Origin of the sequence: Hoeflea ulvae, from assembly GCF_026619435.1 — a bacterium.
Classification (GTDB): Bacteria; Pseudomonadota; Alphaproteobacteria; order Rhizobiales; family Rhizobiaceae; genus Hoeflea; species Hoeflea ulvae.
This window is the reverse complement of the sequence record NZ_JAOVZQ010000001.1, coordinates 3,197,631-3,224,067: the sequence shown is the minus strand read 5'-3', so window position 1 is coordinate 3,224,067 and position 26,437 is coordinate 3,197,631. Positions and strand designations below refer to the sequence as shown.

The following is a 26,437-nucleotide window of genomic DNA, read 5'->3' as shown; positions in this document are numbered from 1 at the left end:
GACCTTCCTGACGGAGCCCCGATGTCGATATCCAATCCGTTGCCGACTTCCATCGATGAAACCCGCGCGCTGCTTTCGAGCCAGGGCTACGTCTCCAGCAAGGCGCTGGCGACGGTGCTGTTCCTCAGCCTGCGGATGCAGCGGCCGCTGTTTCTCGAAGGCGAGGCCGGTGTCGGCAAGACCGAAATTGCCAAGGTACTGTCGAACGCGCTGGACCGGCCGCTGATTCGGCTGCAGTGCTATGAGGGGCTGGACGTGTCCTCTGCGGTCTATGAGTGGAACTATCCGGCGCAGATGCTGGAAATCCGGCTGGCCGAAGCGACCGGTGAGGATGACCGTTCGGCAATCGAGCGGTCGATATTCTCGGAAAAGCACCTGATCCGGCGTCCGGTGCTGCAGGCGCTCGAAGGTACAGGCGGCCGTGCGCCGGTGTTCCTGATCGACGAACTTGACCGGACCGACGAGGCGTTCGAGGCGTTTTTGCTGGAAATCCTGTCGGACTACCAGGTCACGATCCCCGAACTCGGTACCATCAAGGCCGATGAGCCGCCGATCGTCATCATCACCACCAACCGCACCCGCGAGATCCATGACGCCTTGAAGCGGCGCTGCCTGTATCACTGGGTGGACTATCCCAGTGCCGAGGTCGAGCTCGAAATTGTCCGGCTCAAGGTGCCCGGCTGCCACGAGGAACTGTCGCGCCAGGTCGTGGCCTATGTGCAGAAGCTGAGGCAGATGGACCTGTTCAAGAGCCCCGGTGTCGCCGAAACCATTGACTGGGCGACGGCGCTGACCGAGCTGGACCGGCTGGCGCTTGATCCCGAAACCGTGTCGGACACGCTCGGGACCCTGCTCAAATATCAGGACGACATCGCCCGCATCGAGGGCTCGGCGGGCCGTGAACTGTTGAGCGAAGTGAAGGCCGAGCTGGCTCAGGGGCTCTGATGGAGCAAGCCGCCCACCCGGATGGCGCAGACGCCGCGGATGGCCGCCTGGTGCACAACATCGTCTTTTTCGCCCGGGTGCTGCGCAAGGCGGGGATGAAGGTCGGGCCGGCGGCGGTGCGCGATGCGGTCGAGGCGGTGCAGATTGCCGGGATCGGCAGCCGCGAAGAATTCTACTGGATCCTGCATTCGGTCTTCGTCAAGCGGCGCGAGGATCATCAGGTTTTCGACCAGGCTTTCAGGCTGTATTGGCGCTCGCGTGATCTGGTGGCAAAGATGATCGCCATGTTCTCGCCGGTGGCGATAGAAAACCGGCAGCGCGAAAAACTCAAGGCCGGGGAGACCCGGGTCAGCCAGGCGCTGTTTGAAGGCCATGAGAAGCAGCGTCCGCCGGAAGACAAGCCGATCATCGACATCGATGCGCGGGAGACGACCTCGGGCAACGAGGTGCTGCGCCAGCAGGACTTTGCCCAGATGAGCGCGCTTGAACTGGCCGCGGCGAAGCGGGCGATTGCCGGGCTGGCGCTGCCATTCGACCAGGTCGAGACCCGGCGCTACAAGCCATCCTCGACACCGAAACGGATTGACCCGCGCGCCACCATGCGCGCGGCCATGCGGACCGGGGGTGATCTGATCCTGCCGCGGTTCCGCAAACGCCGCAAGGTGCATCCGCCGCTGGTCATCATCGCCGATATTTCCGGATCGATGAGCCAGTACACGCGGATCTTTCTGCATTTCATGCATGTGATCAGCGAAAAGCGCCGCGGGGTGCACACCTTCCTGTTCGGCACGCGGCTGACCAACATCACCCGGCAGATGCGCAACAAGGATCCCGACGAGGCGGTGGACCAGTGCACCGGCGCGGTCAAGGACTGGTCGGGCGGCACCCGTATCGGCGAGGCGCTCCGCCTGTTCAACCGGCAATGGTCACGCCGGGTGTTGGGGCAAGGCGCCGTGGTGATCCTGATCACCGACGGGCTCGAGCGCGATTCGATCGAGGAACTCGACACCGAGATCGACCGTCTGCACCGGTCCTGCCGGCGGCTGATCTGGCTCAATCCGCTGCTGCGGTTCGATGGTTTCGAAGCGCGGGCGCGCGGGGTTCGCACCATGCTAGCCCATGTCGATGAATTCCGCGCCGTGCACAGCATCGAGGCGATGGCCGATCTTGTCGCAGCGCTTGGCGAGACCGGTTCCGCGAAAGCCGATCCACGCCGCTATCTGTAAAGCCACGCTGAAGTCCGACCCATTCGGCTCGGCAATTTACGGGCTTTTCCCGGCAAAGCGGCAGGCGCTGCATTTGGTTGACAAACTTACTTGAAATCATCCCGGCGCGGTGGCCATACTGCCCGTTGCAGTCGATGGAGGCAGGCATGACAACTCCGATCCCCGGACAGACCCTGGACGACCAACTTGATCCGCTGACGCTGGCGGAGCGCTGGATGGCGGATGGCCGCAAGGTCGCTGTCGCCACGGTGATCGAGACCTGGGGCTCGGCACCTCGGCCGGTGGGATCGCATCTGGTGATTGACGCCGACGGCAATTTCAGTGGTTCGGTGTCGGGTGGCTGTGTCGAAGGCGCGGTGATTTCGGAAGCCGCCGAGGTGATTTCCAGCGGCGAGCCAAAAATGCTCGAATTCGGTGTCGCCGACGAGACCGCCTGGCAGGTCGGGCTGTCCTGTGGCGGCAAGATCCAGGTCTATCTGGAACGGATCGTCTGATGGACCTGCAACTGCTCACACAGCTCAATGCGGCGCGGCGCAACCGGCAGGCGGCGATCTTGCTCACCGACCTCGGCGACGGTGGCAGCCGGCTGATCCTGAAGGGTGACCCGGTAACGGGCGATCTGGGGACGGCAGTCGCCAAGGCCTTCCTTTCGGCCAGGTCCGGCATTGTCGAAGCCGATGGACAGCGGCTCTTTCTCAATGTGCATGTGCCGTCGCCGCGCATGGTGATCATCGGCGCTGTGCATATTTCGCAAGCGCTGGCGCCGATGGCGCAGATGGCGGGATTTGACGTTCGGGTGATCGATCCGCGCACTGCATTTGCCACGCCGGCGCGGTTCTCGGATGTCGATCTGGTTGCCGACTGGCCCGAGGATGCGCTCGAGGACCAGCCCATCGATGCGTTCACAGCACTTGTCGCCGTCACTCATGACCCCAAGATCGACGACTGGCCGCTGACCAGTGCGCTCAATGCGGAGGCGTTCTATGTCGGGGCGCTGGGCTCGCGCAAGACCCATGGACGGCGGGTGGAACGGCTGACGGCAGCCGGGCTCGACGCGCGCCAGATTGGCCGGATTGCCGCCCCGATCGGGCTTGATATCGGGGCGCAGAGCCCGGCCGAGATTGCCGTGGCGATCCTGGCGCAGGTGATTGCGGCTTTGCGACGCCCGACGGACCCTGCACAGGAGCAACCGTCGTCTCCAGCGGCAGGCAGTCCGGTGCGATGAAATTCGGCCCTGTCGCGATTGCTGACGCCGAGGGCGCGGTGCTGGCGCATTCGCTGTCACTGGGCACCTGGCGGCTGAAGAAAGGCCATGTGCTGACCAGCGCAGACGTGATGATGCTGGGGCAAGGGGGCGTGACCGAGGTGATCGTGGCACGGCTCGGCGACACCGATGTCGGGGAGGACCAGGCAGCGGAAATCCTGGCGCAGGCCTTTTCCGGCGCGCATATCCGGGCCGCCAATGCCGCCACCGGACGGGTCAACCTGCATGCGACGCGGGCCGGGCTGTTCCGGGCCGAACGGCTTTCGGTCGACCATTTCAATGCCATTGATCCGGCCATCACATTTGCCTGCCTTGCCGATCGCAGCTCGGTGCTGCCCGATGAAATGGTGGCGACCATCAAGATCATCCCGCTGGCGGTCTCGGGGGCTTCGCTCAAACAGGCTAAGACGGCCATTGCTGCGCGAAACCTCGCTTATGTCGCGCCGTTCCGGGCGATGCGCGTCGGGCTGATCGCAACCATGCTGCCGACGCTGAAATCCACCGTCATGGACAAGACCCGGGAGTTGCTGCGCAGCCGCCTGGCGCCGAGTGGCTCGCGCCTGGTCGAGGAAAGCCGGGTGCCGCACGCGACCGATGCGGTGGCTGCCGAGATTGTCCGAATGGGGGCAAGCTATGAACTGGTGATCGTGTTCGGGGCCTCGGCGGTGACCGATCGCGACGATGTCATTCCGGCCGCCATCCGCAAGGCCGGCGGCGCGGTGGAGCGGGTCGGCATGCCGGTCGATCCGGGCAATCTGCTGGTGCTGGGATCTGCCGGCAATGCCCAGGTGATCGGCGCGCCCGGCTGTGCCCGCAGTCCCAAGGAAAACGGTTTTGACTGGGTGCTGGCACGGGTTCTGGCCGAAGAGACGCCATCGGCGCGCGACATCTCCCGGATGGGGGTGGGCGGACTGCTCAAGGAGATCGCAACGCGGCCACAGCCACGGCAACAGGCAGCGCGGCCCGATGCCGACCAGGCAGCGGTCTCGGTCGGCGTTGTGCTGCTCGCGGCAGGCAAGGCCAGCCGCATGGGGGAGGCGGCCGGGCACAAGCTGCTGGCGGATTTCGGCGGCGAGCCGCTGATCCGCAAGATGGCGCGCACCGCCCTTGCCTCCGGGGCCGATGCGACGGTTGTGGTCACCGGCCATCGCGGCGATGACATTGCCGCGAGCCTTTCCGGCCTGGCGCTGGAGCTGGTGGACAATCCGGATTTCGCATCAGGCATGGCGTCTTCGCTGAAGCTTGGACTTGGTGCGCTTGCCGAGAATTTTTCGGGTGCGCTGGTGCTGCTGGGCGACATGCCGGCGCTGCGGGCGGAGCATCTCGACCGGCTTGTCAGCGCCTTCGTCGAAAGTGGCGGCACTGCGATCGTCCGCGCCTGTGACGGCGATCGCCGCGGTAATCCGGTGATCCTGCCGCGCTCGGCCTTTGGAGAGGCTATGCAGCTTGCCGGCGATGTCGGCGCGCGGACACTGATCGAGAGCGGCGCCTGGCCGGTGATCGATGTCGAGATCGGGCCGGCGGCACGGCTCGACGTCGACACCCCGGACGCGGTGCGTCTGGCCGGCGGGGTGACCGAGAGGAAAGGGGCTGCGGATGGACAATGAGGCGATCCGCGAGATGTTCGACAGCCTCGGCGAGGTGACGATCAAGCGCATGTTTGGCGGCAAGGGCATCTATCACCAGGGCAGGATCCTGGCGCTCGAAGTGAGCGGCGACATCCTGCTCAAGGCTGACGCGGAGACTGCGCCGGACTTTGCGCAAGCCGGCGCCATCCAGTGGGTCTATGACGGCAAGACCAAGCCGGTGGCAATGCCCTACTGGACAATCCCCGAGGCAGCGCTTGATGATCCCGAGGAGCTTGCCAGATGGGTGGCTCTTGCCCGGGCCGCGGCACTGCGGGCGAAGCAGTAGCAACGATTGCCACCAGACAGCAAGAAGCCTCCGGCCCGTGGAAGGCCGGAGGCTTGAACAGGGTCAGGTGCGACCAGTCACGATCAGACTGATCAGAAGCCCTCGACGACGACCTTGCCCTTTGCGGTGCCGGTTTCGATCAGCGCATGCGCCTTACGCATGTTTTCGGCGTTGATCGGGCTCAGCACTGTGTCGAGCGTGGTGCGGATCCGGCCGGCGTCGATCTCATCGGCGACATAGCTGAGCAGATTGTGCTGCTCGATCATATCCGGCGTCTGGTGCATGGCGCGGGCAAACATGAATTCCCAATGCAGGCTGGCGGCCTTCATCTTCATGCCACCCATTGGCATCGGCAGATCGGTGTCGTCGATGGAGACGATGCCGCCCTGCGGACGGATCAGCTCAACCGCCGTTTCCCAGTGGCGCATGTCGTTGAAGATGGCGATGTGATCGACCGTGTGGATGCCGAGCGCGCGGACTTGCGCCACCATGTCCTTGCGGTGATTGACGACGTGATCGGCGCCAAGTTCCCTGACCCAGCTTTCGGTTTCCGGGCGTGAGGCGGTGGCGATGACGACAAGGCCGGCGGCCTTGGCCAGCTGGATGCCGATCGAGCCGACACCGCCGCCGGCGCCGATGATCAGAACGGTCTGGCCCTTGTCGGCGCCTTCGCGGTCGATATGAAGGCGGTCGAAGAAGGCCTCGTAAGCGGTGATCGTGGTCAGCGGCAGGGCCGCGGCTTCGGCAAAGCTCAGGCTCTTCGGCTTGCGGCCGACAATGCGCTCATCGACGAGATGGAATTGCTGGTTGGTGCCCGAGCGGGTGATATCGCCGGCGTAATAGACCTCGTCGCCGGCCTTGAACAGCGTGACCTCGGGGCCGACGGATTCGACAATGCCGGAGGCGTCATAGCCGATGACGCGCGGCGTTTCCTCGATCGTATCCTTGGGGGCGCGGACCTTGGTGTCGACCGGGTTGACCGAGATGGCCCTGACGGCAACGAGGATGTCGCGGCCGGAAGCAACCGGCTTGGGCAGATCGACATCGAGGAAGGATTTCGGATTTTCGATGGGAAGGTAATGGGTAAGAGCGACGGCTTTCATGGGGATCTTCCTATTGTTTTATGAGTTTGGAGAGAATCGTCTCGATCATGCTGACGACGTCTTCGGACTTTTGGGTGTTGAGCGCGTCGGGATGGGGCGAGGCAAACTTGCCACTATCATTGTCGAAATACAGGCCGGTGGCCTGAGCGAACTCATCCGAGAGAGCGGCGCGGAAGAGAATCTCGGCACCGATGGCAAGATCTCCGCCAGCCACGCCGAAAGCCTGCTTGACCATCTTGCTGCCAAGCAAGGATCCGGGATTGACCGCAACGACAACCGGACCGCTCTGCTTGCTTGATACGGCCATGGCGCGCGACCACATGGTCAGCGCCAGCTTGCTTTGCGCGTAGGCCGCACCATCTGACAGCCGGGCTTTGCCGGAGAGGGCTTCGAGATTGACCGGAGACTGGGCGGCTGACGACAGGTTGATCACCCGTCCGGTTTCGCCCAGCAGCGGCAGAAGCCTTTGTGTCAGCAGGTAGGGTGCGATGGTATTGACAGCGAAACGGACATCAAGCCCGTCAGCCGTGACGGTTACCGGTGCGTGGTAGACGCCCGCATTGTTGATCAGCACATCGAGCCTGTCACGCCGCCCGGCCACAGCTGTCGCCAAGGCTTCGACATCGGCCATGCGCGACAGATCGGCGACATAGGTTTCGACGCTCCCGCCCTTGCCAAGTGCTGCGAGGACTTCTTCGGCTTGCGCCAGTTTTGCCGGGTTGCGGCCATGCAGCAGCACGGTGTGGCTGTCTGCGACCAGCAGCTTAGCTGTTTCCAGGCCGATGCCGTCGGTGGAACCGGTGATGAGGATTGTCTTCTGCATGGTGCTTCCTTGCTGTCCGGCGGTCAGCCGATCCGGGTCATTTCGTTGAGCACGAATTCGGCGACGGCACCGTCAGTGGCCTGCATATAGGCGGCCAGATGCGGGGCGTTCATGTGGGTCTGCCACAATTCGCGCGATTCCCAGTTTTCATAGAACATGAAATGTGCGGGATTGTCGTTGTCCTGGTGCAGGTCGTAATTGATGCAGCCGGCTTCGGCGCGGGTCACGGCGAGGAGCTTTTCGAGCTCCTTCTTGACCAGGGCGATCTTGTCCGGATTGGCCTTTATATTGGCGACGATGGTCAGTTTGCTCATTGTGGTAACTCCCCAATTGGTGATGGCGGAGATGTAGCTTCTTGCCTAATCCGAATAAACCGGCAATATGCAAATTGATAATCCGGAAATTCCGCAAAATGCTGCTCAACAACATCGCCCTGTTTCAAAAGATCGTCGAGAAAGGCAGCCTGTCGGCTGCCGGACGCGAGCTGGGGCTGTCGCCGACCACTGTCTCCGAACGGCTGTCGGCGCTGGAAGCCCATTACGGCATCGTGCTGCTCAACCGCACCACCCGCGCCATCAGCCTGACCGAGGAAGGCCGGACGCTGGTCGAGGGCGCCAAGCATGTGCTGGGCGAGATCGAGGATCTGGAAACCCGCATCCGCCACGGCGCGCAGACCCTTTCAGGCCTGATCCGCGTCAGCGCGCCCAGCGATCTTGGCCGCACCATTGTTTCCGAACAGATCAATCTGTTTCTGGCGCAGCACCCGTCAATTTCGGTCGAGTTGCTGCTGTCGGACGGTTATATCGACATTGTCGGTCAGGGCTTTGACATGGCGGTGCGCTTCGGCACGGTGATCGACAGTTCTCTGCGTGTGCGAAGCATGGGCGAATGGCGCCGTCTGGTCTGCGCTGCGCCCGCGTATCTCGCGCGGCACGGCACGCCGCGGGCGCCTGCCGATCTCAAGGATCACAATTGCCTGGTGATGCGGTTCGGTGTCAATCTCGACAATGTCTGGCGGCTTGGTCCGCATGCGATGCAGCAGATCGTCACGGTGCAGGGTGACCGGGTGGCCAATGACAGTGCGCTGGTGCGGCAATGGGCCCTGGACGGGCATGGCATCATGTTCCGCTCGGAGCTCGATGTCGGGCCCGATATCAGGGCAGGGCGCCTGGTCGAGCTGCTGGCCGAGCACGCGCCGCCGCCGACGCCGATCCAGATGCTGTTTCCGCCGAGCCGGGCCCAGCCCAGGCGGGTGCGCGCCCTGGCCGATCAACTGGCGGCGCGGCTCTTGCAGCGGGACTAAAGCGTGTCGCATCTATTGTGCCTCATAGCCTGCAGCCTTGAAGAAGTTGCGGCATTCGGTGACGGAGAAGAGATCTACAATTTCGCCGAGCGCCATGCTGATGGCATCGAAGCTGCGTGCTGCGTGCTTTCGCAGCAGCGCCTTGAGCTTTGAAAAGGCCATCTCGATGGGATTGAGATCTGGGCTATAGGGTGGCAGGAAGAGGAGCCAGGCTCCTTTGGCCCTGACCAATTGCTCGGCCCGCTCGCTTTTGTGGAAGGCGACATTGTCGAGAATGACGATGTCGCCTTTTGACAGGGTTGGAGCCAGTTGGGTTTCGACCCAGGTTTCGAAGATGCGCCCGTTCATCGGCGCGTTGACGATCCATGGCGCGGTCAGTCCGTGACTGCGCAAGCCGGCGATGAAGGTCTGCGTTTTCCATGCGCCGAACGGCGTATAGGCGTTGAAGCGCTGACCTTTGGCTGACCATCCTGTGCGTTTGGTCAGTTTGGTGTTGGTCGATGTTTCATCGATAAAAATCAGCCGCGCCAATGCCTTGTTGAAGAAGCGCCGGCGTCGTTCGATCCAGAGATCACGAGCGTGGGCGATCTCCGGCCGCAACTGTTCGCTTGCCTTGAGACTTTTTTTATGGCTCAGCCCAAGCTGATTGAGAAACCGGCCGACCGTCGAGCGGTGCACTTCAACGCCACGCTCGGCGAGTTCGACGCAGAGTTCGTCGAGCGTCACTTCACCATTCGCAGCGACACGGGACTCAATCCATCCGCCATGCGCCGTCAGCTTGCCGCCTTGCGGATGGCCCTGCCTTGCAGGCGCAAGCGAGCCGGTGGCTCGATGCAGGATCATCATGTTATTGACAAATCTCGGCGACACCCGGAAATGCCGAGCCGCCTCCCGATGGCTGTTACCTTCTTCTACAAACCCAACGACACGCGCACGCAACTCGACCGGATGCGGCTTGCCCATGGCGGTTCTCCTTCCATGGAGAAAGTGAATCATAAATCAATCAGTCAGGGAATCCTGAATCTGAAAAGCTGAGACACGCTTTAAAACGTGTTCCGAACAGTGGGAACCGGTTTGCGGAAAAAACATGCGTCAAAACAAAATCCTGAAGCAGATTGCATGAATATGATTGAATGCAACGTGCTTTGGAGAACCAGGCGGTCATCTTTGCCACGGGTCATCCCGGGCGATCCGCATGAAAAAGGCCGCCGGCTGGGATGCCGACGGCCTTTTCATGCAAGGTCGTGATGCGCGGGCTCAGCCGCCGATCATCATGAAGGCGGGAATCTCGTCGCCGAATCCAACCGGTGTCGGCTCGCGGTCGTCATTGTCACGGCCACGGCGGTTGTTGCGATTGCGGTTGCGGTCTTCATTGGCGTTGGCCGGTTCCTGCGCGCGCTGCGGTGCCGGACGCTCCTGGCGTTCCTGCTTGGGCTGGCGCTCTTCACGAGGCTTGCGCTCTTCGCGGGCCTCGTGGCGGGGCCGGGCTTCTTCGCGGGGCGCGTCGCGGGTGACGGTCTCGGTCACCGCTTCGGGCTGCGCTGCAGTCTCGGCCACAGGCGCTGCAGCTTCGACAGCCGCGGGCTTTTCTTCCTGGCTCTTCTTCTCGCCACGGCTGGACCGGCGTGCCGTTCCCTTGCTGTCGCTGCGGCGGCCACGGCCGGGTTTTTCGTCCGCATCTTCGGAAGACGCCTGAATGGCGTCCTTGCCATCAAGCCATTCGATGTCGCGATCGATCAGCTTGGTGATGGCGTCGACATATTTGGCGTCCTTGCGCGAGACCATGGTGAAGGCTGCGCCGGCGCGTCCGGCACGGCCGGTGCGGCCGATGCGGTGGACATAATCCTCGGCATGGATCGGCACGTCGAAATTGAACACGTGACTGACGGCCGGAATGTCGAGGCCGCGGGCGGCGACATCGGAAGCCACCAGCAAGGTGATCTCGTTGTCCTTGAAGCCCTGCAGCATGTTGGTGCGCGAGCGCTGATCCATGTCGCCATGCAGGGCGCCGACGGAAAAGCCGTGCTTCTCCAGCGATTTGTAAAGATCGGCCACGTCTTTCTTGCGGTTGCAGAAAATGATGGCGTTGGTCAGTTCGGTCTGCGTCTTGATCAGATCGCGCAGGCGTTCGCGCTTCTCAAAGTCCTTGCTACCGCAGGCAACCAGGCGCTGCTCGACGGTGGCGGCCGTGGAGGATGGCGGTGCCACTTCGATGCGGGCAGGGTTCTGCAGGAACTTGTCAGCCAGCTTCTGGATTTCCGGCGGCATGGTGGCCGAGAAGAACAGGGTCTGACGGGTAAACGGAATGAATTTGACGATGCGCTCGATGTCGGGAATGAAGCCCATGTCGAGCATTCTGTCGGCTTCGTCGATCACCAGGATTTCCACGCCGGTCATCAACAGCTTGCCGCGTTCGGTGTGGTCGAGCAGGCGGCCCGGGGTGGCGATCAGCACGTCTGCGCCACGTTCGAGCTTGCGGTCCTGCTCGTCAAAGGAGACGCCGCCGATCAGCAGCACGATGTTGAGGCGGTGATTCTTGCCGTATTTCTCGAAATTCTCGTGAACCTGGGCTGCGAGTTCGCGCGTTGGTTCAAGGATCAGGGTGCGCGGCATGCGGGCGCGGGCGCGGCCTCTTTCCAGCATGGTCAGCATTGGCAGCACGAAGCCGGCGGTCTTGCCGGTTCCGGTCTGGGCGATGCCCAGAATGTCGCGCCGTTCGAGCGCAGGCGGGATGGCGCCTTCCTGGATAGGAGTTGGCGTCGTGTATCCAGCGTCAGTCACGGCGGACAGTACTTTTTGGCTCAAGCCAAGATCAGCAAAAGTGGTCAATTGGGGGCGTTATCCGTTTCGGAGTGTGCGGCTTTGCGCGGGAGCGCGCTCTTGAGGCGATCCCTATGGGTCTCGAATAGTCGCTGCAGTGCATTAAGTCAAGAAAAAGCCCGGAATTGAGCGTTGCTGCGGCGTGGCGCTTCCTGTGGCAGTGTTTTAATGTTCCTGCAGGGCGCTCGCGACAGCAAAATCAACTTAGCCAAGTCAGGCATTGGCAAAACCGTTGTTGTGCAAATCCTACCTCGGCAAGCGCTGACACCAGGCTCGCGTTGCGTCCCGTTCTATCGCTTGGAAAAGCGACAGGTCGGTCAGTTGGAGACCAGCAGCGGCTTGAGTTTCTTGGCTGTCCGGAGAAAGCGCATCGGGTCGATGGCATTGCCGTTGCGGCGCACTTCATAGTGCAGATGCGGGCCGGTGGAGCGGCCGGTCGAGCCGGATTTGCCGATGCGCGTGCCGATGGTCACCACGTCGCCCTTGTTGACGGAGACGCTGGAGAGATGGGCGTAGCGGGTGGTCAGCCCGTTGCCGTGCTGGATCTCGACCATCTTGCCGTAGCCGCCATTGCGGCCGGCATGGACAACCTTGCCCGAAGCGGTGCTGTAGACCGGGGTTCCGCTCTTGACGCGAAAATCGATGCCGCCGTGAAAGGCGAGCCGGCCGAGGAAAGGGTCACGGCGATTGCCGAATTTCGAGGTGATTTCAGCGCCGGGGGCAGGGATGCCGATCGGCAGCTTGCGGGCGCTGCGGCGCACGGCGTCGAGGCGGCCCAGTGCCTGGTCGAGATCGCCAAGCGTGGCTTCGAAAGCATTGGGATCATTCGGCCGCACGAACGGACCGCCGACGGCGGTGTCCTGAATGTCCGGCATCGGCAGGCCTGCGGCGGTGATGATCTCGTCGATCTCGGAGGCGGTCTCGAAGGCGTCGATGGCGAGATTTTGCATTTTCTCGATCTGCTCGCGTTCGATCGACTTGAGCGACAGGGTGACGGTCGAGAAAATCCGGTCGGCCCGTTCGCCGACGGTCTCCGCGTTGCGGCTGCTCGAAAGCGCGGCATAGGCCAGAGGATTGACGTTGATGGTGGGCGCGGCGGCCAGCGGCTGCTGCGGCTGGCTTGTGAGGGCTGCGAGGCGCCTGGTCTTGGTCGAGGCGGTGGCAAGCCCGGCATGATTCTTCGGATTGGCGACCGGAACCGGAATGTTCTTCGGCTCGGCGCCGGCCCGGTCAAGCAAGGGGCCCAGCTTGCCGTGGCGGTTGGTCAGGGCTTCCTGCCGGGCAATCAGTTCGGCGACCTTCTCTTCCATCAGCTGCTGGTCGAGCAATTGACGGCTGGTAACCCTGTCGACCTGCGAGCGCAGCGCGGCAATGCGGTCTTCATAGGCGTGCTGCATGCGGGCCTGGCGGGCCATCGAGGCGCCGATCAGGTCGTCGCGCAGCACCAGATAGGTGGTCGCTGCCAGGTAGCCGATGGCCATGACGCCGAGAACCGAAACGCAAAGCCCCGCAATCCACGGGCGTATGGTCATGTGTCTTATGGTGTCACCACTGGCGAATATGATCGTGTGGGACCGTTTTGGCCGTTTGCCAAATACGCGGCTGTCCTGCCTCTGCGACACTCGATAATCCTCGCCGGAACGGGTTGCCATTGCTGGTTCGAGGCCGATTACACCCTGTTAAGGTTAATAAACGTTTGAACATTTGCCGTCTGGCGTCATTTCCTGCGGATCAGGACATGTTCTGGCTGGTCAGCGCCCGGTAAAAGGTGGGTGTGAGACCGGCTGCGGCGCGGGCGAGGTCGTTGAATGGCGGTTTCAGCCCGCCGCGGAAATTGGCGCGGACCAGTAGCCGGAAAGTGGCCGCCGCATCCTTGCCTTCGCGGGCGCAGATGAAGCGGAACCACTTGGCGCCGATGGCGACATGCTTCTTCTCGTCCTCATAGATGATGTCGAGAACGGCAGCGCTTTCGTCATCGCCGACTTCGCGCATCTTGAGCAGCAAAGAGGGGGTGACATCAAGGCCCCTGGCTTCGAGAATGAGCGGCACCACCGCCAGCCGGGCGGTCAGGTCGTTGCGGGTGTCATGCGCTGCCTGCCACAGCCCGTCATGGGCCGGCAGGTCGCCATAATCGGCGTCAAGTGCATGAAGCCGCCCGCGTACAAGGTTGAAATGCTTGGCTTCTTCAAAGGCGACCTGCATCCAGCCGTCGAAGAAACTCTGCGGCATCGGCGCTGCGGCAAAGCGGGCGACGATGTCGAGCGCAAGATCGACGGCGTTGAGCTCGATATGGGCGATGGCATGCAGCAGGGCGATCCGGCCATGCGGCGTATGCAGCGAGCGCCGGGCAACCTGGGTCGGCGGCACCAGATCGGGCTTGGCGGGGCGCCCCGGCCGCAGCGGCGCAAGCGCATCGAGCGGCGAGCGCAGGGACAGCCGCCGTTCCTGCCAGCGTGTGGCGACGGACTGGGCCAGCGCGGTCTTGACATCAAGGTCTTCGGCCATGATTGCCCGTGCCGCACCGTCGCGCAGCGAAAGAACGGGGGGCGTCTCGTTCAGCAAGTGCGGGATCCCGTCTTCGGAGCTTTTGGGCGGATCACAGTGCCTTTACCGCGTCGAGCACGGCCTGGGCATGGCCGGGAACTTTGACCTTGCGCCAGGTCCTGGCGATCTTGCCGTCTTTATCGATGAGGAATGTCGAGCGCTCGACACCCATATATTTGCGGCCATACATGCTCTTTTCCTTCCAGACCCCATAGGCTTCGAGGACCGCTTTGTCTTCATCGGACGCCAGGATGACGCCGAGCTGGTGCTTGGCGACGAATTTGTCATGCGCCTTGACCGGATCGGGCGACATGCCGACCACGACCGCGCCGGCTGCGTCGAGTTCGCTGCCGAGCGCGGTGAAGTCGATGGCTTCGACCGTGCAGCCGCTGGTGTTGTCCTTGGGGTAGAAATAGAGCACCACGATCTTGCCGGCCAATCCGCCCAGCGACACGTTTCCGCCGCCATCGCGTGGCAGATCGAAGCCAGGCGCTGTCATGCCTTCGGCAAGTTCGCTCATTGTCTATACCTTTCATCGATTCAGTCGGCTGTTTTTCAGGTGAACCTGCCCCAAGGGGATATATAAGCGCAACAGCCACAGTCCAGAAGAATCATCCCCAACCAAGAGATCACAGCTTCACGCCCATGCCGGATCAACCGATAGACAAGGTTCAGTTCAAGAAGCGCGACATCGTTTCGCTGCATGAGCTGCCGTCGGCCAATGTCGATGGATCGATCCTGGTGCGGGGGCACCACCCGCGCAAATGGCGGCATTCGGCAATGCGCTGGACGCTGGGCACTGTGCTGGTGCTGGCGCTGATGATCGGCGGATTGCTTGCGGCGCTGGAAGCGGGGGTCGTCGACGGCTTCATCCGGGACCGGGCAAGAATGGCTCTTGCGCAGGCCGTGGGCCCCGACAACCATGCGGAACTGACCTCCGCCGCCCTGCGCCTGACCGCCGGCGGCAAGCTCGCCCTTGTCGCGGGCGATGTGGTGCTTCAGCGCGGCGACGATCCGTCGGATGTCAACAGCATCGAAAGGGTGATGATCGCGCTCGAACCCTGGGCGCTTCTCAGGGGCCGGATCTCGGTGGCTTCGGTCGACATCACCGGGGTGGGGCTCGCCTCCACGGAAGGCGACGGATTCAATCTTACCGATCTTGCCGCGTTCCGGGTCGACGAGACCGGCGCGATTATCGAGCAGATGTTTTCGGTTCTCAACCGGATCGCCACACAGGTGGACGCGGTGGATGCCGGGTCGTTCCGGTTTTCCGACATCAGCGTTACCGGCGCCGGGGGCGATGTGGCGATCGAAACGGCGGAGGTGCGCCGGATTGACGGGCGCAATTATCAGTTCGAAGCCGATATCGCCGGCAAGAAGCAGAGCTTTACCATTTCCGGCAAGGCCAGCGCGGTCCCCGACCAGGCCGGGCTTTCGCGCATCACCGGCAAGATCGAGGGCCTGGTCATCGATTTTCTGACCGAAGGCGCCACCAACCGGCAAAACGGTGTGGCGACACCGCTCGGCGTCACCTTCACCGCGGCGCGCGCCCTGCCGGGCAAGCAGCCGGCGCTGTCCGTCAAGACAACGGCGCTGGGCGGCACTCTGACCATGGGCGGCATCCAGGCAAGCCTGCAGGAGGCGCGGGTCAACCTGGTCTACATGCCGCTGGCCAACAAGATCGAGATCACGCCTTCCATCATCCGGGCGGCCGATGCCGTGCTGCCCTTTACCGGCGGCCTGATCGATGCCGACAGGACCGACAAGGTCGAGGGTGCCGGAATTGCCTTTGATTTCGTCATCACCAACGGACTGGCCGACCCCGGCGATTCCGGCGAGGCCGCGATCCCGTTCGCGGGCAAGGCGCTGGGATGGTTCGACGCGGCCAACCGGCGGCTGGTGGCCGAGCAACTGGCGGTGTCGACAACGCAGGGCAACCTGCTCGGATCGGCCTCCTGGCGCTTTGTCGAAGGCATATCGCCGGAAATCAACATGGTGGCGGAAGTGCCGCAGATGACGACGGCGGCGGTGAAGCAGTTCTGGCCCTACTGGATGGGCAAACGCGCCCGGCAATGGGTGCTCAACAATCTATATGGCGGCACGGTCAGCAATGGGCGGATCCAGCTGGCGACGCCGGCGGGCCACTACAAACCCTTTGAAGATGTCCGCTTCGACGAGGACCAGTTGCAGATCGATTTCGACATCGCCCGGGCGCGGATGAATGTGGCAGGCGACATTCCGCCATTGCGCGACACTGTCGGCCACATGCGGTTGCGCGGCTCGGAGATCAGTTTCAAGATCGATTCCGCAACGGCGTTTTTCCCCACCGGCCGGACCGTCGAGGTCGCCGATGCGGTGTTCTCGATCCCCGCCACCCATGAACGGCCGCTGATGGCGGAACTGTCGATGTCGGTTCGCGGCGAGGCCGATGCGGTGGCCGAACTGATCACCTATCACCCGATCAATGTGCTCGACCAGATCGGTCTGAAACCGGAAGAGCTCAGCGGCTCGATCTCGTCGACGGTGACGGCGCGTTTCGGGCTGATTCCGGACCAGTCGCCACCGCCGCCGGACTGGACCGCAGATCTCGACATGGGCGGAGTCAATATCGCCAAGCCGATCGAGGGGCGGATGCTGACCGATATGAATGGCCGGCTTTACGTGACCCCGCAACAGGCCGAACTCAAGGCCGAGGCGCTGGTCGACGGCGCGCGGATGGCGCTCGACGTGGTGCAGCCGGTGGGCGATTCCGGCATCGAGGCCAGGCGGACCCTGTCGGGCACGCTGTCGCCCGAGGCACGCGAATTGCTGGCGCCCGGCACGGATGCCCTGATCACCGGTCCGGTCGGCTTCAACATGGCCAGCCAGCCCGATGGCAGCCAGACGGTGTCGCTCGATCTCAAGCCGGCCAGGCTTGTCGTGCCGGGGCTTGGCTGGACCAAGGGCAAGGGTGTGGCGGCGACACTTGAGTTTTCGATGCACACGGATGGCGAGGTGACCGGCCTGTCGAATCTGACCCTTTCGGGCGAGGGATTCAGGGCAACCGGCCAGGTCTCCCTCACTCAGGGGCAACTGACCACGGCGACATTTGATCATGTGGCGCTTTCGCCGCGCGACGATTACCACGTGGCCATCACCCGCAAGGGCAAGGGCTACATGATCGAGCTTGGCGGCAAGTCCATCGATGTGCGGCCGCTGATTGCGCTGGCAAAGTCGGTCGAGGGCGGCGAAACGGTGGACGATTCCAAGACGGCGCAGGTCGAACTTTCCGGCAGTGTCGACGCCGTGCACGGATATTCCGACGAGACCCTGTCCACCGCGAGTTTCGTCTACAAGGGGCAGGGCGCGCGTATTGACCTGCTCGATTTCAAGGCGGTGACCAAGAGCGGGCAGGCTCTGGTGATGGCGGTGATGCGCGATGCGGGCGGTGAATCGGTGGAGGTGACCAGCGGTGACGCCGGTGCATTCGCCCGCTTTGCCGGCATCTATGCCCGGATCCGCGGTGGCCTGCTCAATGTCAGGCTCAAGCGGGAGGGTGGCCCATTGCGGCGCGGTGTCGTCGATATCCGCAATTTCGAAGTGGTGGGCGAGCCGCGGCTCAATTCGCTGGTGTCGACGCCGAGCAAGCAGGACGGCAAGAGCCTCAGCGATGCGGTCAACAGCGACATCGACCTTTCGGTGGCGGAATTCGAGGTTGCCAATGCCCGGGTCGTCTCCGGCAACGGGGAGCTCAGGATCAGCGAAGGTATTGTCCGCGGCCCGCAGATCGGCGCGTCGTTCCAGGGGCTGGTGCACAATGCCAAGGGTGACATCGATCTGACCGGAACCTTCATGCCGGCCTACGGGGTCAACCGGCTGTTTGGCGAATTGCCGCTGATCGGACTGTTGCTCGGCAATGGCCGCGATCGCGGCCTGATCGGCATCACCTTCCGGCTTGCCGGCAAGACCGACTCGCCGCTGCTGCAGGTCAATCCGCTCTCGGTGATCGCGCCAGGCGTGTTCCGCTCGATCTTCGAATACAGGCCCTGATGCACAACGCCGCCGAAACAGGTGCTCCGGCGGCATTGATCGGGTTTGTTTCAGCCGGGTCGCGGCCTATTGCGGACGCACCAGCACGTGCTTCTTCTTGCCCAGCGACAGCTTGATGACGCCATCGTCGTTGAGGAAGCCGGAATTGACCATGGTCTTGTCGTCGCTGATGGCCACGTCGTTGAGCTTGATCGCGCCGCCCTGGACATGGCGGCGGGCTTCGCCATTGGAGCCGGCGAGACCGGCCTGAACGAACAGCGCCAGCAGGCCGATGCCGGCATCTAGCTCGGACGCGGCGACCGTGATGGAGGGCAGATCGGTTGCGGTCTGGCCCTCTTCAAAGGTCTTGCGCGCGGTCGCAGATGCCTGCTCGGCTGCGGCACGGCCGTGCAGCATGGCGGTAACCTCGGTCGCCAGGATCTTCTTGGCTTCGTTGATCTCGGCGCCGCCCAGCGCGTCCAGCCTGGCAATCTCGTCGAGTGGCAGGGTGGTGTAGAGCTTGAGAAAGCGGCTGACATCGGCATCTTCCGAATTGCGCCAGTACTGCCAGAACTCGTAGGCGCCGAGCATGTCGGCGTTGAGCCAGATCGCGCCATTGGCGGATTTGCCCATCTTGGCGCCCGAAGAGGTGGTCAGAAGCGGCGAGGTCAGCGCGTAGAGCTGCGGGCAGTCCATGCGGTGACCGAGATCAATGCCGTTGATGATGTTGCCCCACTGGTCCGATCCGCCCATCTGCAGGCGGCAGCCATAGCGCTTGTTGAGCTCGACGAAATCATAGGCCTGGAGAATCATGTAGTTGAATTCCGGGAACGACAGCGACTGCTCGCGGTCGAGCCGGGTCTTGACCGAATCGAAGGCCAGCATCCGGTTGACCGAGAAATGGCGGCCGACATCGCGCAGGAACTCGACATAGTTGAGGCCCATCAGCCAGTCGGCATTGTTGGCCATCACCGCGTCCTGCGGACCGTCACCGAAGGTGAGGTAATTGGAAAAGACGCTCTTGATGCCGGCGATGTTCTCGTTGATCAGTTCCGGCGTCATCAGCTTGCGCGCCTCATCCTTGAAGGAGGGGTCGCCGACCATGCCGGTGCCGCCGCCCATCAGCGCGATTGGCCGGTGACCGGTCTGCTGCATCCAGTGCAGCATCATGATCTGGATCAGACCGCCGGCGTGAAGGCTCGAGGCGGTCGGGTCGAAGCCGATATAGGCCGTGACCGTCTCTGTCCGGAACAGATCATCAAGGCCCTTCTCGTCGGAGGCCTGGTGAATGAACCCGCGCTCGGAAAGAGTGCGCAGGAAATCGGACTTGAAGGCTGACATATCACTGTCCTTGCGGTTATCTCGGCTGTTCCGGAAACATAAGGGGCGCCGATCAGTATGTGGTGCCCGGGCGGGCCTTTAGCATTAGCGGCAGGCGCATTCAACTCAGGCCACGCTTCCGTTGCTGACGGACACTGCTTGGGCATGTAGGTTCTCACCCGCAACGGGGCTGATTCCTAAAAGAGGAGCAGCCGATCAACAGGGACAGCGGATGATGGCGACTGGCAGCGATCTCAAACGGGCGATCGGTCTGATGAGCGGCACCTCGATGGACGGGATCGACCTGGCCATGCTCGAGACCGACGGCGACAGCATTGTGCATCGCGGCGCCTCTTCGTCCACGCCCTATGACGCGGCCTTCCGCAAGCGGCTCGAGGCAGCTCTTGAAACCGCCAAAAGCATCGACGCCCGCAGCGACCGGCCGGACGATCTGGCCGGGCTGGAGGCCGACCTGACCGACCGGCATGCGGCGACGGTCGAAGCCTTTCTGGCGCGGGAAGGGCTGGAGGCCACGGATATTGATGTGATAGGCTTTCACGGCCAGACCGTGCTGCACCGGCCGCTCAAGGCGCTGACGGTGCAACTGGGCGACGGCCAGCGGATGGCGAAACGGCTGGGTATCGATGTCGTCTATGATCTCCGCGCTCACGACATGACGCTGGGCGGGCAGGGCGCGCCGCTGGTCCCGGCCTATCACCGCGCGCTGGCGGCCGGATTGCCTGACGATTTGGCCAGCGAGACGCCGGTGGCCTTCGTCAATATCGGCGGCATTTCCAACATCACCTATGTCGATCCGCAATCCGAATTGCTGGCCTTCGACAGCGGCCCGGGCAACACGCTGATTGACCAGTGGGTGGCGCGCCATGCCGGCATTCCCTATGATTCCGGCGGCGCCATCGCCTCGGAGGGGCGGGTGCTGTCGGGGCTCGCCAACCGCTATCTGGCCTCGCCCTTCTTCACAGCCAAAGAACGTATCTCGCTTGACCGCAATGATTTCACGCTGCCCGCCGATGACGAGGCCGGGCTTGAAGATGGCGCGCGCACGCTCGCCTTTGTTTCAGCCGCAGCCATTGCCAAGGCGCAAGCGCATTTTCCGGCCAAGCCGAAACTGTGGATCCTGACCGGCGGCGGCCGCCACAACCGGATCATCGTCGAGGACCTGACCGTCGCCACCCGGCATTCGGGCCGCGTGATTGTGGCGGAAGAGGCGGGTCTGAACGGCGATTCGATGGAAGCCGAGGCCTGGGCCTGGCTGGCGGTGCGCTCGCTGCACGGCCTGCCGCTGACCTATCCCGGCACTACCGGCGTGAAGGAGCCCGCCACCGGTGGCGTTCTGGCGCGTCCCTAGCGGGGCCCATGGCGCCATTCCGGCTGGCGCGTGCCGGAAATGGCGCCGAAGCGTTCGCGCCTTTCGCGTTCAGAGAGCCTTGCGGATCCGGTCAAAGGCCTGCTTGAGTTCCGAGCCGAGGATCTCGAGGGCATCGCCCAGGTCTTCCTTGCTCTTTTTCAGGTTTGCCTGGCTTTCAAAATGTCTCCAGCGCTCCTGAAGCTCGTCCCATTCGTCCTGCGCATCCTTCGAGCCGAGATGCACCTTGAGCTTGATTTCATCATAATTCTGTTTGAGCTCTTCGGTCATTTTGTTGAGGTCGGCCATTGTCGTTTCCTTGTCTTGGGTGGATGGGTTGAGCGCAGGCAGGCGCGGTGAGCGCAGGCGCGTTGAGGTTTTGAACCTGTCAGGACTCCGTCTTGCGGCGTCGCAGGCTGCGGATGATGGCGGAGATGACCGGAACCAGAAGCCGGGCATTGTCCCAGCCCTTGAAGCCGTTGAGACCCGCAATGCTTCCGAATGCGGCCGATGCCGGATTCGATTTCAACTCGTTTTCCAGCGTCGCCGAGGTCAGGTCGCGCAGTTCCCCGGCGGCGGCGAGGTCGGGGCCGGGACTGGTGAAGGAGGCTATGATAACGAGAATGACGGCGAGGCCGATATTGGCGACGGCAAGTATCAGCGGCGCATGGATTGCGCCCCAGCCGGCGAGCAGCCACTGATAGGTGGCGATGTTGAGAAACACCAGCGCCATCAGGGTGATCAGCGTCGCAAAGATCATCAGCGAGAATTTCCGCAACTGCAGCTTCAGACGGATCTCGCCGACCATCAGTTCGGAGCGGAGATAAAGGCGCAGGATCCTGACGATTGTATGGACTGACATGGCTTCACATTACCTTGCTGTTAGACGGCCAATGACGATGCCGAGCGCCAGCGCGGCTGAAACCGACGCGACCGGATGTTCGGTGAAGCTTTCCTCGGCCTCGTCGAGCATGGTCTGCACAAGGCCGGAGACTTCGGCGAGCAGACTCTGGATCTCGTCGGGCGGGGTGTCGGAGTCGGGATTGGCGGGGTCGGGGTCCGGCCTGGGCTGAGCGGATGCGCGACGCAATTGCTCGACTTCCGCGCGCAGGCCTGCAATCTCGTCCCTCAGGCTGGGCTGTGTCATCATCATTCCCTCAATCTGGTCCGGGACTGATTTATAGCGCATCGCAGCACGGGGGATTTGATATAGCGCAATCCGCCGCCATGAATCTGAAACGGGACATCCATCCGCCGATCTTGCCGCGCCGACTGCCGTTACGGCTGACGGGCCGTGGATGGCGCTTGGACAATCCGGGCGTGTCGGCTACATAGCGGTTGACGAGCAGCACCTGCTCCTGCCCGGCAACGCCGTGTTGTGAAGGATCCGCTATGGAACAGAACAAGAGCTCGGTTGAGCATGTGAGCTTCTATCTGATGCTGGCGCTGATCACGGTGGCATTCTGCATTCTGCTTTCCCCGTTCTATACCGCCATCCTGTGGGCGGTGATCCTGGCGATCATCTTCCATCCGGTGCAGCAGTTCCTGCTTCGCCGGCTCAGGGGCCGGAAGGGGGCGGCGGCACTGCTGTGCGTCTTGATGTGCATCTGTCTCGTGATCATTCCCGTCGTGGTCATCTTCGCTTCCATCGCCCAGGAGGGCGCGAGCCTCTACCAGAAGGTCAGCGATCCGGAATTTGACCTGCAGGGGCGCATCGAGACCATTGCCAGCGCGGTGCCGAGCTTCATCGAGCGCTGGACGCCGATCCAGCTTGGCGATTTTCCCGAACTCCGCGACAAGTTCTCCGGCGGGATCATGCAGGCCAGCCAGTCGATGGCGGGGCACCTGGTCAATCTGGGCGAGACCACGCTGAACTTCTTCATCGGATCCGGGATCATGCTCTATCTGCTGTTCTTCCTGTTTCGCGACGGCGAGGGCCTGGTCGACAGGATCAAGCGCGGGATGCCGCTCAGCAGCGACTATTCCCGCCAGTTCCTCGAAAAATTCACTTCCGTCATCAATGCCACGGTGCGCGGCAACATCATCATCGCGATGATCCAGGGCACTATCGGCGGCGTCACATTCTGGGCGCTGGGGGTCGAGGCGGCGCTGCTGTGGGGCGTGGTCATGACCTTCTTTTCGATGCTGCCCGCCGTCGGCGCGGCCTTCATCTGGGCCCCTGCAGCGGTGTTCTTCCTGTTCAGCGGCGCCTGGATCAAGGGCGTGGTCCTGATCATGGTCGGCCTCTTCGTCATCGGCCTGATCGACAATTTGCTGCGGCCGCCTCTGGTCGGCAAGGAATCGAAGCTTCCGGATTATGTCGTGCTGATTTCGACGGTTGGCGGCATGGCGCTGTTCGGCATCAACGGGTTCATTGTCGGGCCGCTGATCGCCGCCATGTTCATTTCGGCCTGGTCGCTGTTTGCCAATGAACCCGAGGATGGCTGAGCGCGGCTCGCATTGACGCGGCACGCGGCTCCGGTTCGTTGCCACGCCTTGTCGTGATCTCATAAATGCACTGAAGTGCCGGCAGATCTTGCCGGCACTTCAGTTTCGCGCGGTCTGGCGTTCAGTCACCTCAACCCGGAACGGGCTTCAGCGCTTGCAATAGGTACCGAATTTCACCCAGCTTCCGCCACGGCGCGAGGATTCCACGCAGGCCGTGACGAAGGCGACGCCGGCGAGGCCCTCGTCAATGCCGGGGAACATCACGCCATCGGGTATCGGATTGCCGCTGCGGCGGGCGACAATGGCATCGGCGGCTTCGGTGTAGATATTGGCGAAGCCTTCGAGATAGCCCTCGGGATGGCCGCCGGGAATGCGGCTGAGCCGTTGTCCGGCGGCTGTGGCGCCAGCGCCGTTGCGGGTGAGCAGCTGCTTGGGCTGTCCCAGCGGCGTGTACCAGAGGTAGTTGGGATCTTCCTGGGCCCATTCGAGCCCGCCCTTTTCGCCATAGATGCGCAGTTTCAGGGCATTCTCGTTGCCGGGTGCGACCTGGCTGCACCACAGCATGCCCTTGGCGCCGCCCGAAAACCGCATCAGCACATGGCCGTTGTCATCAAGCTGCCGGCCTTCGACAAAACTATCGAGATCGGCGCAGAGCTGGGAGAGTTCGAGCCCCGAGACAAAGCTTGCCAGGTTGAAGGCATGGGTGCCGATGTCGCCAGTCGAGCCGCCGGCACCCGACTGCGCCGGATCGGTGCGCCAGCCGGCCTGTTTCTGCCCGGTTTCCTCGAGCGGTTCCGACAGCCAGTCCTGGGCATATTCGACCTGCACCAGCCGGATGGCGCCGATGTCTCCCCGGGCGATCATCTCGCGTGCCTGCCGGATCATCGGATAGCCGGTGTAGTTGTGGGTCAGCACGAACAGCGCGCCTGACGCCTCGGCCACTTTCGCCAGCTTGCGGGCGTCGGCCAGCGTCGAGGTCAGCGGCTTGTCGCAGATCACATGGATGCCGCGCTTGAGGAATTCGCGCGCGACGGGGAAGTGCATGTGATTGGGGGTGACGATCGCCACCGCCTCAATGCCGTTTTTCAACCGCGCTTCCCGCTTGGCCATCTCGACATAATCGCCATAGGCGCGGTCGTCCGCCACGCCGAGATCGGCGGCCGAGGCCTTTGATTTCTCGGGCGTGGAGGAAAATGCACCGGCGACCAGCTCATAGCGATCGTCGATGCGCGAGGCGATGCGGTGCACGCCGCCGATGAATGCGTCGCGCCCGCCGCCGACCATGCCGAGACGAATGCGGCGCGTGGATGAGGTGCTGGAACCTTCGATAGCCATTGTGTCCCTCCCGCTCACGAAATGCCGAGCATGCGGCGATTGGCGGCGTCGTCGGTGCCGCCATCGGCGAAATCGTCGAAGGCGCGCTCGGTGACGCGGATGATATGGTCGGAGACAAACTGCGCGCCTTCGCGTGCGCCGTCTTCGGGGTGTTTTAGGCAGCATTCCCATTCGACCACGGCCCAGCCGTCAAAATCATTGGCGGCCATCTTCGAGAAGATCGCGCCGAAATCGACTTGTCCGTCGCCGAGCGAGCGAAACCGTCCGGCCCGGTCCACCCACGGCTGGTACCCCGAATAGACGCCCTGGCGTCCGGTCGGATTGAACTCGGCATCCTTGACGTGGAACATCTTGATCCGGTCCTTGTAGATGTCGATGTTGTCGATGTAGTCGAGGCATTGCAGCAGGTAATGCGACGGGTCGTAGAGCATGTTGCAGCGGGCATGGTTGCCAACGCGCTCCAGAAACATCTCGAAGGTGATGCCGTCATGCAGGTCTTCACTGGGGTGAATTTCGTAGCAGACATCGACGCCGCAATCCTCGGCGTGATCAAGGATCGGCCGCCAGCGTCTGGCCAGTTCGTCAAAGGCGGTCTCGACCAGTCCGGCCGGCCGTTGCGGCCACGGATAGACATAGGGCCAGGCCAGCGCGCCGGAAAAGCTCGCCATCGCGCCGATGCCCATGTGTTTGGAGGCAGTCAGCGCCAGCCGCACCTGGTTGACCGCCCATTCCTGCCGCGCCTTGGGATTGCCGCGCACTTCCGGCGCCGCAAATCCGTCAAAAGCCTCGTCATAGGCGGGATGCACGGCGACAAGCTGGCCCTGCAGATGGGTCGACAATTCGGTGACCTCGACGCCGTTTTCGGCTGCGACGCCCTTGAATTCGTCGCAATAGTCCTTTGAATCGGCGGCCTTCTGCAGGTCGATCAGCCGTCCGTCCCAGCTCGGGACCTGCACCCCCTTGTAGCCGCAATCGGCCGCCCATTTGGTGATCGAGGCCCAGGAATCAAACGGTGCCTCGTCGCTTGCAAATTGCGCCAGAAACAGCGCTGGACCCTTGATGGTTTTCATCGGTTTTCTCCTCCAGAAAATAGTTCGGCCGCCTTGAGTGACCTTGTAATATGTTTGTATCCGTCTCGATACACCGCTTCCGGGCTCTCGGCGAAGTCTCTCCATACTTTTGTCGCTGCCGCCAGATCGGGCAGGCCGCGGCCGAAACTTTCAATCGTCAGCCATCCGTCATAACCGGTTTCGACTATCGCGGCATAGGTCTCGCGCCACGGAATGTTTCCGCGGCCGGGCACACCCCGGTCATTTTCGGAAATATGGATGTGGGCGACCACATCGGCGTTGCGGTTCAGCGCCCCGATCGGGTCGGCTTCCTCGATATTGGCATGGAAGGTGTCGTACATGGCGCGGATATTCGGATGGCCGATCTCGACCAGATGCGCTGCCAGGGCATCCATGGTGTTGACCAGGTAGCATTCGAAGCGGTTGAGCGCTTCGAGCGCAATGGTGATGCCCAAGCCCGCCGCATGGTCGCCGATCAGGCGCTGCGAAGCGACCGAGCGTGACAATTCATCAGCCGTCGGGCCTTCGCCGGAGAAATGCCCCAGCGTCGAATGCAGCGGGCCGCAGATCAACCTGGCGCCGAGCGCCTGTGTCCTGTCTAGCGTGGCGCGCATGTAGTCGACGCCGCGGGCACGCGCCGCATCCGGCCCGATCAGGTTCATCGCGGGGTCGCCCATCGCCGTGACCGCGGTGCGTTCGAGCCCGATATCGTCGAGCATGCGGCCAAGCTCGGTGTAATGGCTGACGTCGCCCTCGAAGACCGGAATTTCCACCCCGTCATAGCCGGTCGCCTTGAGCGCGCGCAGCAGCGGTTCGTGTTCCGGGCCGATATGGGTGGCCCACAGAAACATGTTCATCCCGATTTTCACAGCGTTCCTCGTTTTGACGGTAACTGGTAATACCAAAATAGCGACAGGAGATACGCAATCATGTTTGCAAACGGCGCGC

General features: G+C 62.8%; 25 protein-coding genes. 10 read left to right on the top strand and 15 right to left on the bottom strand.

What is annotated here, in order from left to right:
• Positions 1 to 21: 21 nt before the first annotated feature.
• From OEG82_RS15270 to OEG82_RS15245, 6 genes are all read left to right on the top strand, one after another.
• On the top strand, positions 22 to 945 hold the full coding sequence (locus tag OEG82_RS15270; protein WP_267613249.1) for an AAA family ATPase: 924 nt from the start codon (positions 22 to 24) through the stop codon (positions 943 to 945).
• Positions 945 to 2,171, top strand: coding sequence for a vWA domain-containing protein (locus OEG82_RS15265; protein WP_267613248.1), 1,227 nt, complete (start codon positions 945 to 947; stop codon positions 2,169 to 2,171). Before OEG82_RS15270 ends, OEG82_RS15265 begins: the two co-directional genes overlap by 1 nt.
• A gap of 146 nt (positions 2,172 to 2,317) precedes the next feature.
• Positions 2,318 to 2,665 carry an XdhC family protein gene (locus OEG82_RS15260; protein ID WP_267613247.1) on the top strand — a complete coding sequence of 116 codons (348 nt, stop codon included), beginning with the start codon at positions 2,318 to 2,320 and terminating at the stop codon, positions 2,663 to 2,665.
• Positions 2,665 to 3,396 (top strand): XdhC family protein, encoded by a 732-nt coding sequence (locus tag OEG82_RS15255; RefSeq protein WP_267613246.1) that lies wholly within the window; start codon positions 2,665 to 2,667, stop codon positions 3,394 to 3,396. The genes OEG82_RS15260 and OEG82_RS15255 overlap by 1 nt, the downstream gene beginning before the upstream one ends.
• Entirely contained in the window at positions 3,393 to 5,042 is a 1,650-nt protein-coding gene (locus tag OEG82_RS15250; RefSeq protein ID WP_267613245.1) for a molybdopterin-binding/glycosyltransferase family 2 protein, read from the top strand. Before OEG82_RS15255 ends, OEG82_RS15250 begins: the two co-directional genes overlap by 4 nt.
• Positions 5,032 to 5,349, top strand: a complete 318-nt coding sequence (locus tag OEG82_RS15245; RefSeq protein WP_267613244.1) for a TfoX/Sxy family protein — start codon at positions 5,032 to 5,034, stop codon at positions 5,347 to 5,349. The genes OEG82_RS15250 and OEG82_RS15245 overlap by 11 nt, the downstream gene beginning before the upstream one ends.
• Positions 5,350 to 5,441: 92 nt before the next feature.
• On the opposite strand, the gene OEG82_RS15240 is transcribed toward OEG82_RS15245, so the two are convergent.
• Genes OEG82_RS15240 through OEG82_RS15230 form a run of 3 tightly spaced genes read right to left on the bottom strand, consistent with a single transcriptional unit; the run spans position 5,442 to position 7,589 of the window.
• The gene (locus OEG82_RS15240; protein WP_267613243.1) at positions 5,442 to 6,452 is read right to left on the bottom strand and encodes a zinc-binding alcohol dehydrogenase family protein; all 1,011 of its coding nucleotides are present in this window, start codon (positions 6,450 to 6,452) and stop codon (positions 5,442 to 5,444) included.
• A gap of 10 nt (positions 6,453 to 6,462) precedes the next feature.
• The gene (locus OEG82_RS15235) at positions 6,463 to 7,275 is read right to left on the bottom strand and encodes an SDR family NAD(P)-dependent oxidoreductase (protein ID WP_267613242.1); all 813 of its coding nucleotides are present in this window, start codon (positions 7,273 to 7,275) and stop codon (positions 6,463 to 6,465) included.
• A 23-nt stretch (positions 7,276 to 7,298) separates the two neighbouring features.
• Complete coding sequence (locus tag OEG82_RS15230; RefSeq protein WP_267613241.1) at positions 7,299 to 7,589, bottom strand: putative quinol monooxygenase; 291 nt, start codon at positions 7,587 to 7,589, stop codon at positions 7,299 to 7,301.
• Between the two features lie 98 nt (positions 7,590 to 7,687).
• On the opposite strand from OEG82_RS15230, the gene OEG82_RS15225 reads away from it, so the two are divergent.
• Complete coding sequence (locus OEG82_RS15225) at positions 7,688 to 8,578, top strand: LysR family transcriptional regulator (protein WP_267613240.1); 891 nt, start codon at positions 7,688 to 7,690, stop codon at positions 8,576 to 8,578.
• A gap of 12 nt (positions 8,579 to 8,590) precedes the next feature.
• Here the strand turns inward: OEG82_RS15225 and OEG82_RS15220 are convergent, their stop codons facing one another.
• The 5 genes from OEG82_RS15220 to OEG82_RS15200 all read right to left on the bottom strand — a co-directional run bounded on the left by OEG82_RS15220 (position 8,591) and on the right by OEG82_RS15200 (position 14,462).
• Entirely contained in the window at positions 8,591 to 9,541 is a 951-nt protein-coding gene (locus tag OEG82_RS15220) for an IS630 family transposase (RefSeq protein ID WP_267613239.1), read from the bottom strand.
• A gap of 294 nt (positions 9,542 to 9,835) precedes the next feature.
• Positions 9,836 to 11,407 carry a DEAD/DEAH box helicase gene (locus OEG82_RS15215; RefSeq protein WP_267613238.1) on the bottom strand — a complete coding sequence of 524 codons (1,572 nt, stop codon included), beginning with the start codon at positions 11,405 to 11,407 and terminating at the stop codon, positions 9,836 to 9,838.
• A 308-nt stretch (positions 11,408 to 11,715) separates the two neighbouring features.
• The gene (locus tag OEG82_RS15210) at positions 11,716 to 12,930 is read right to left on the bottom strand and encodes a M23 family metallopeptidase (RefSeq protein WP_324288957.1); all 1,215 of its coding nucleotides are present in this window, start codon (positions 12,928 to 12,930) and stop codon (positions 11,716 to 11,718) included.
• 199 nt (positions 12,931 to 13,129) lie between these two features.
• Positions 13,130 to 13,903, bottom strand: a complete 774-nt coding sequence (locus OEG82_RS15205; RefSeq protein WP_267614968.1) for a ferritin-like domain-containing protein — start codon at positions 13,901 to 13,903, stop codon at positions 13,130 to 13,132.
• Positions 13,904 to 13,994: 91 nt separating this feature from the next.
• Positions 13,995 to 14,462 (bottom strand): peroxiredoxin, encoded by a 468-nt coding sequence (locus OEG82_RS15200; RefSeq protein WP_267613236.1) that lies wholly within the window; start codon positions 14,460 to 14,462, stop codon positions 13,995 to 13,997.
• Between the two features lie 125 nt (positions 14,463 to 14,587).
• Between OEG82_RS15200 and OEG82_RS15195 the strand changes: the two genes are divergently transcribed.
• Positions 14,588 to 17,971, top strand: a complete 3,384-nt coding sequence (locus OEG82_RS15195) for a YhdP family protein (RefSeq protein WP_267613235.1) — start codon at positions 14,588 to 14,590, stop codon at positions 17,969 to 17,971.
• A gap of 66 nt (positions 17,972 to 18,037) precedes the next feature.
• Here the strand turns inward: OEG82_RS15195 and tyrS are convergent, their stop codons facing one another.
• Positions 18,038 to 19,291 (bottom strand): tyrosine--tRNA ligase, encoded by a 1,254-nt coding sequence (tyrS, locus tag OEG82_RS15190; protein WP_267613234.1) that lies wholly within the window; start codon positions 19,289 to 19,291, stop codon positions 18,038 to 18,040.
• Between the two features lie 214 nt (positions 19,292 to 19,505).
• Between tyrS and OEG82_RS15185 the strand changes: the two genes are divergently transcribed.
• Entirely contained in the window at positions 19,506 to 20,639 is a 1,134-nt protein-coding gene (locus OEG82_RS15185; protein ID WP_267613233.1) for an anhydro-N-acetylmuramic acid kinase, read from the top strand.
• 69 nt (positions 20,640 to 20,708) lie between these two features.
• Here the strand turns inward: OEG82_RS15185 and OEG82_RS15180 are convergent, their stop codons facing one another.
• From OEG82_RS15180 to OEG82_RS15170, 3 genes are all read right to left on the bottom strand, one after another.
• Positions 20,709 to 20,945: a hypothetical protein gene (locus tag OEG82_RS15180; RefSeq protein WP_267613232.1), complete on the bottom strand. Its 237-nt coding sequence runs from the start codon at positions 20,943 to 20,945 to the stop codon at positions 20,709 to 20,711.
• Between the two features lie 79 nt (positions 20,946 to 21,024).
• Positions 21,025 to 21,498, bottom strand: a complete 474-nt coding sequence (locus tag OEG82_RS15175) for a hypothetical protein (RefSeq protein WP_267613231.1) — start codon at positions 21,496 to 21,498, stop codon at positions 21,025 to 21,027.
• A 9-nt stretch (positions 21,499 to 21,507) separates the two neighbouring features.
• Positions 21,508 to 21,783 carry a hypothetical protein gene (locus OEG82_RS15170; RefSeq protein WP_267613230.1) on the bottom strand — a complete coding sequence of 92 codons (276 nt, stop codon included), beginning with the start codon at positions 21,781 to 21,783 and terminating at the stop codon, positions 21,508 to 21,510.
• Between the two features lie 245 nt (positions 21,784 to 22,028).
• On the opposite strand from OEG82_RS15170, the gene OEG82_RS15165 reads away from it, so the two are divergent.
• Entirely contained in the window at positions 22,029 to 23,084 is a 1,056-nt protein-coding gene (locus OEG82_RS15165) for an AI-2E family transporter (protein WP_267613229.1), read from the top strand.
• A gap of 147 nt (positions 23,085 to 23,231) precedes the next feature.
• On the opposite strand, the gene OEG82_RS15160 is transcribed toward OEG82_RS15165, so the two are convergent.
• From OEG82_RS15160 to OEG82_RS15150, 3 genes are read right to left on the bottom strand one after another with little or no spacing between them, the layout of a single operon-like run.
• Positions 23,232 to 24,419: a Gfo/Idh/MocA family protein gene (locus OEG82_RS15160; RefSeq protein WP_267613228.1), complete on the bottom strand. Its 1,188-nt coding sequence runs from the start codon at positions 24,417 to 24,419 to the stop codon at positions 23,232 to 23,234.
• Positions 24,420 to 24,433: 14 nt separating this feature from the next.
• Entirely contained in the window at positions 24,434 to 25,489 is a 1,056-nt protein-coding gene (locus OEG82_RS15155; protein ID WP_267613227.1) for a sugar phosphate isomerase/epimerase family protein, read from the bottom strand.
• The gene (locus OEG82_RS15150; protein WP_267613226.1) at positions 25,486 to 26,358 is read right to left on the bottom strand and encodes a sugar phosphate isomerase/epimerase family protein; all 873 of its coding nucleotides are present in this window, start codon (positions 26,356 to 26,358) and stop codon (positions 25,486 to 25,488) included. The genes OEG82_RS15155 and OEG82_RS15150 overlap by 4 nt, the downstream gene beginning before the upstream one ends.
• Positions 26,359 to 26,437: the final 79 nt, after the last annotated feature.

Bases quoted from the DNA above. Each gene is read 5' to 3' on its own strand.
- OEG82_RS15270 (WP_267613249.1), top strand. From the start codon at position 22: ATGTCGATATCCAATCCGTTGCCGACTTCCATCGATGAAACCCGCGCG.
- OEG82_RS15265 (WP_267613248.1), top strand. From the start codon at position 945: ATGGAGCAAGCCGCCCACCCGGATGGCGCAGACGCCGCGGATGGCCGC.
- OEG82_RS15260 (WP_267613247.1), top strand. From the start codon at position 2,318: ATGACAACTCCGATCCCCGGACAGACCCTGGACGACCAACTTGATCCG.
- OEG82_RS15255 (WP_267613246.1), top strand. From the start codon at position 2,665: ATGGACCTGCAACTGCTCACACAGCTCAATGCGGCGCGGCGCAACCGG.
- OEG82_RS15250 (WP_267613245.1), top strand. From the start codon at position 3,393: ATGAAATTCGGCCCTGTCGCGATTGCTGACGCCGAGGGCGCGGTGCTG.
- OEG82_RS15245 (WP_267613244.1), top strand. From the start codon at position 5,032: ATGGACAATGAGGCGATCCGCGAGATGTTCGACAGCCTCGGCGAGGTG.
- OEG82_RS15240 (WP_267613243.1), bottom strand. From the start codon at position 6,452: ATGAAAGCCGTCGCTCTTACCCATTACCTTCCCATCGAAAATCCGAAA.
- OEG82_RS15235 (WP_267613242.1), bottom strand. From the start codon at position 7,275: ATGCAGAAGACAATCCTCATCACCGGTTCCACCGACGGCATCGGCCTG.
- OEG82_RS15230 (WP_267613241.1), bottom strand. From the start codon at position 7,589: ATGAGCAAACTGACCATCGTCGCCAATATAAAGGCCAATCCGGACAAG.
- OEG82_RS15225 (WP_267613240.1), top strand. From the start codon at position 7,688: ATGCTGCTCAACAACATCGCCCTGTTTCAAAAGATCGTCGAGAAAGGC.
- OEG82_RS15220 (WP_267613239.1), bottom strand. From the start codon at position 9,541: ATGGGCAAGCCGCATCCGGTCGAGTTGCGTGCGCGTGTCGTTGGGTTT.
- OEG82_RS15210 (WP_324288957.1), bottom strand. From the start codon at position 12,930: ATGACCATACGCCCGTGGATTGCGGGGCTTTGCGTTTCGGTTCTCGGC.
- OEG82_RS15205 (WP_267614968.1), bottom strand. From the start codon at position 13,903: ATGGCCGAAGACCTTGATGTCAAGACCGCGCTGGCCCAGTCCGTCGCC.
- OEG82_RS15200 (WP_267613236.1), bottom strand. From the start codon at position 14,462: ATGAGCGAACTTGCCGAAGGCATGACAGCGCCTGGCTTCGATCTGCCA.
- OEG82_RS15195 (WP_267613235.1), top strand. From the start codon at position 14,588: ATGCCGGATCAACCGATAGACAAGGTTCAGTTCAAGAAGCGCGACATC.
- tyrS (WP_267613234.1), bottom strand. From the start codon at position 19,291: ATGTCAGCCTTCAAGTCCGATTTCCTGCGCACTCTTTCCGAGCGCGGG.
- OEG82_RS15185 (WP_267613233.1), top strand. From the start codon at position 19,506: ATGGCGACTGGCAGCGATCTCAAACGGGCGATCGGTCTGATGAGCGGC.
- OEG82_RS15180 (WP_267613232.1), bottom strand. From the start codon at position 20,945: ATGGCCGACCTCAACAAAATGACCGAAGAGCTCAAACAGAATTATGAT.
- OEG82_RS15175 (WP_267613231.1), bottom strand. From the start codon at position 21,498: ATGTCAGTCCATACAATCGTCAGGATCCTGCGCCTTTATCTCCGCTCC.
- OEG82_RS15170 (WP_267613230.1), bottom strand. From the start codon at position 21,783: ATGACACAGCCCAGCCTGAGGGACGAGATTGCAGGCCTGCGCGCGGAA.
- OEG82_RS15165 (WP_267613229.1), top strand. From the start codon at position 22,029: ATGGAACAGAACAAGAGCTCGGTTGAGCATGTGAGCTTCTATCTGATG.
- OEG82_RS15160 (WP_267613228.1), bottom strand. From the start codon at position 24,419: ATGGCTATCGAAGGTTCCAGCACCTCATCCACGCGCCGCATTCGTCTC.
- OEG82_RS15155 (WP_267613227.1), bottom strand. From the start codon at position 25,489: ATGAAAACCATCAAGGGTCCAGCGCTGTTTCTGGCGCAATTTGCAAGC.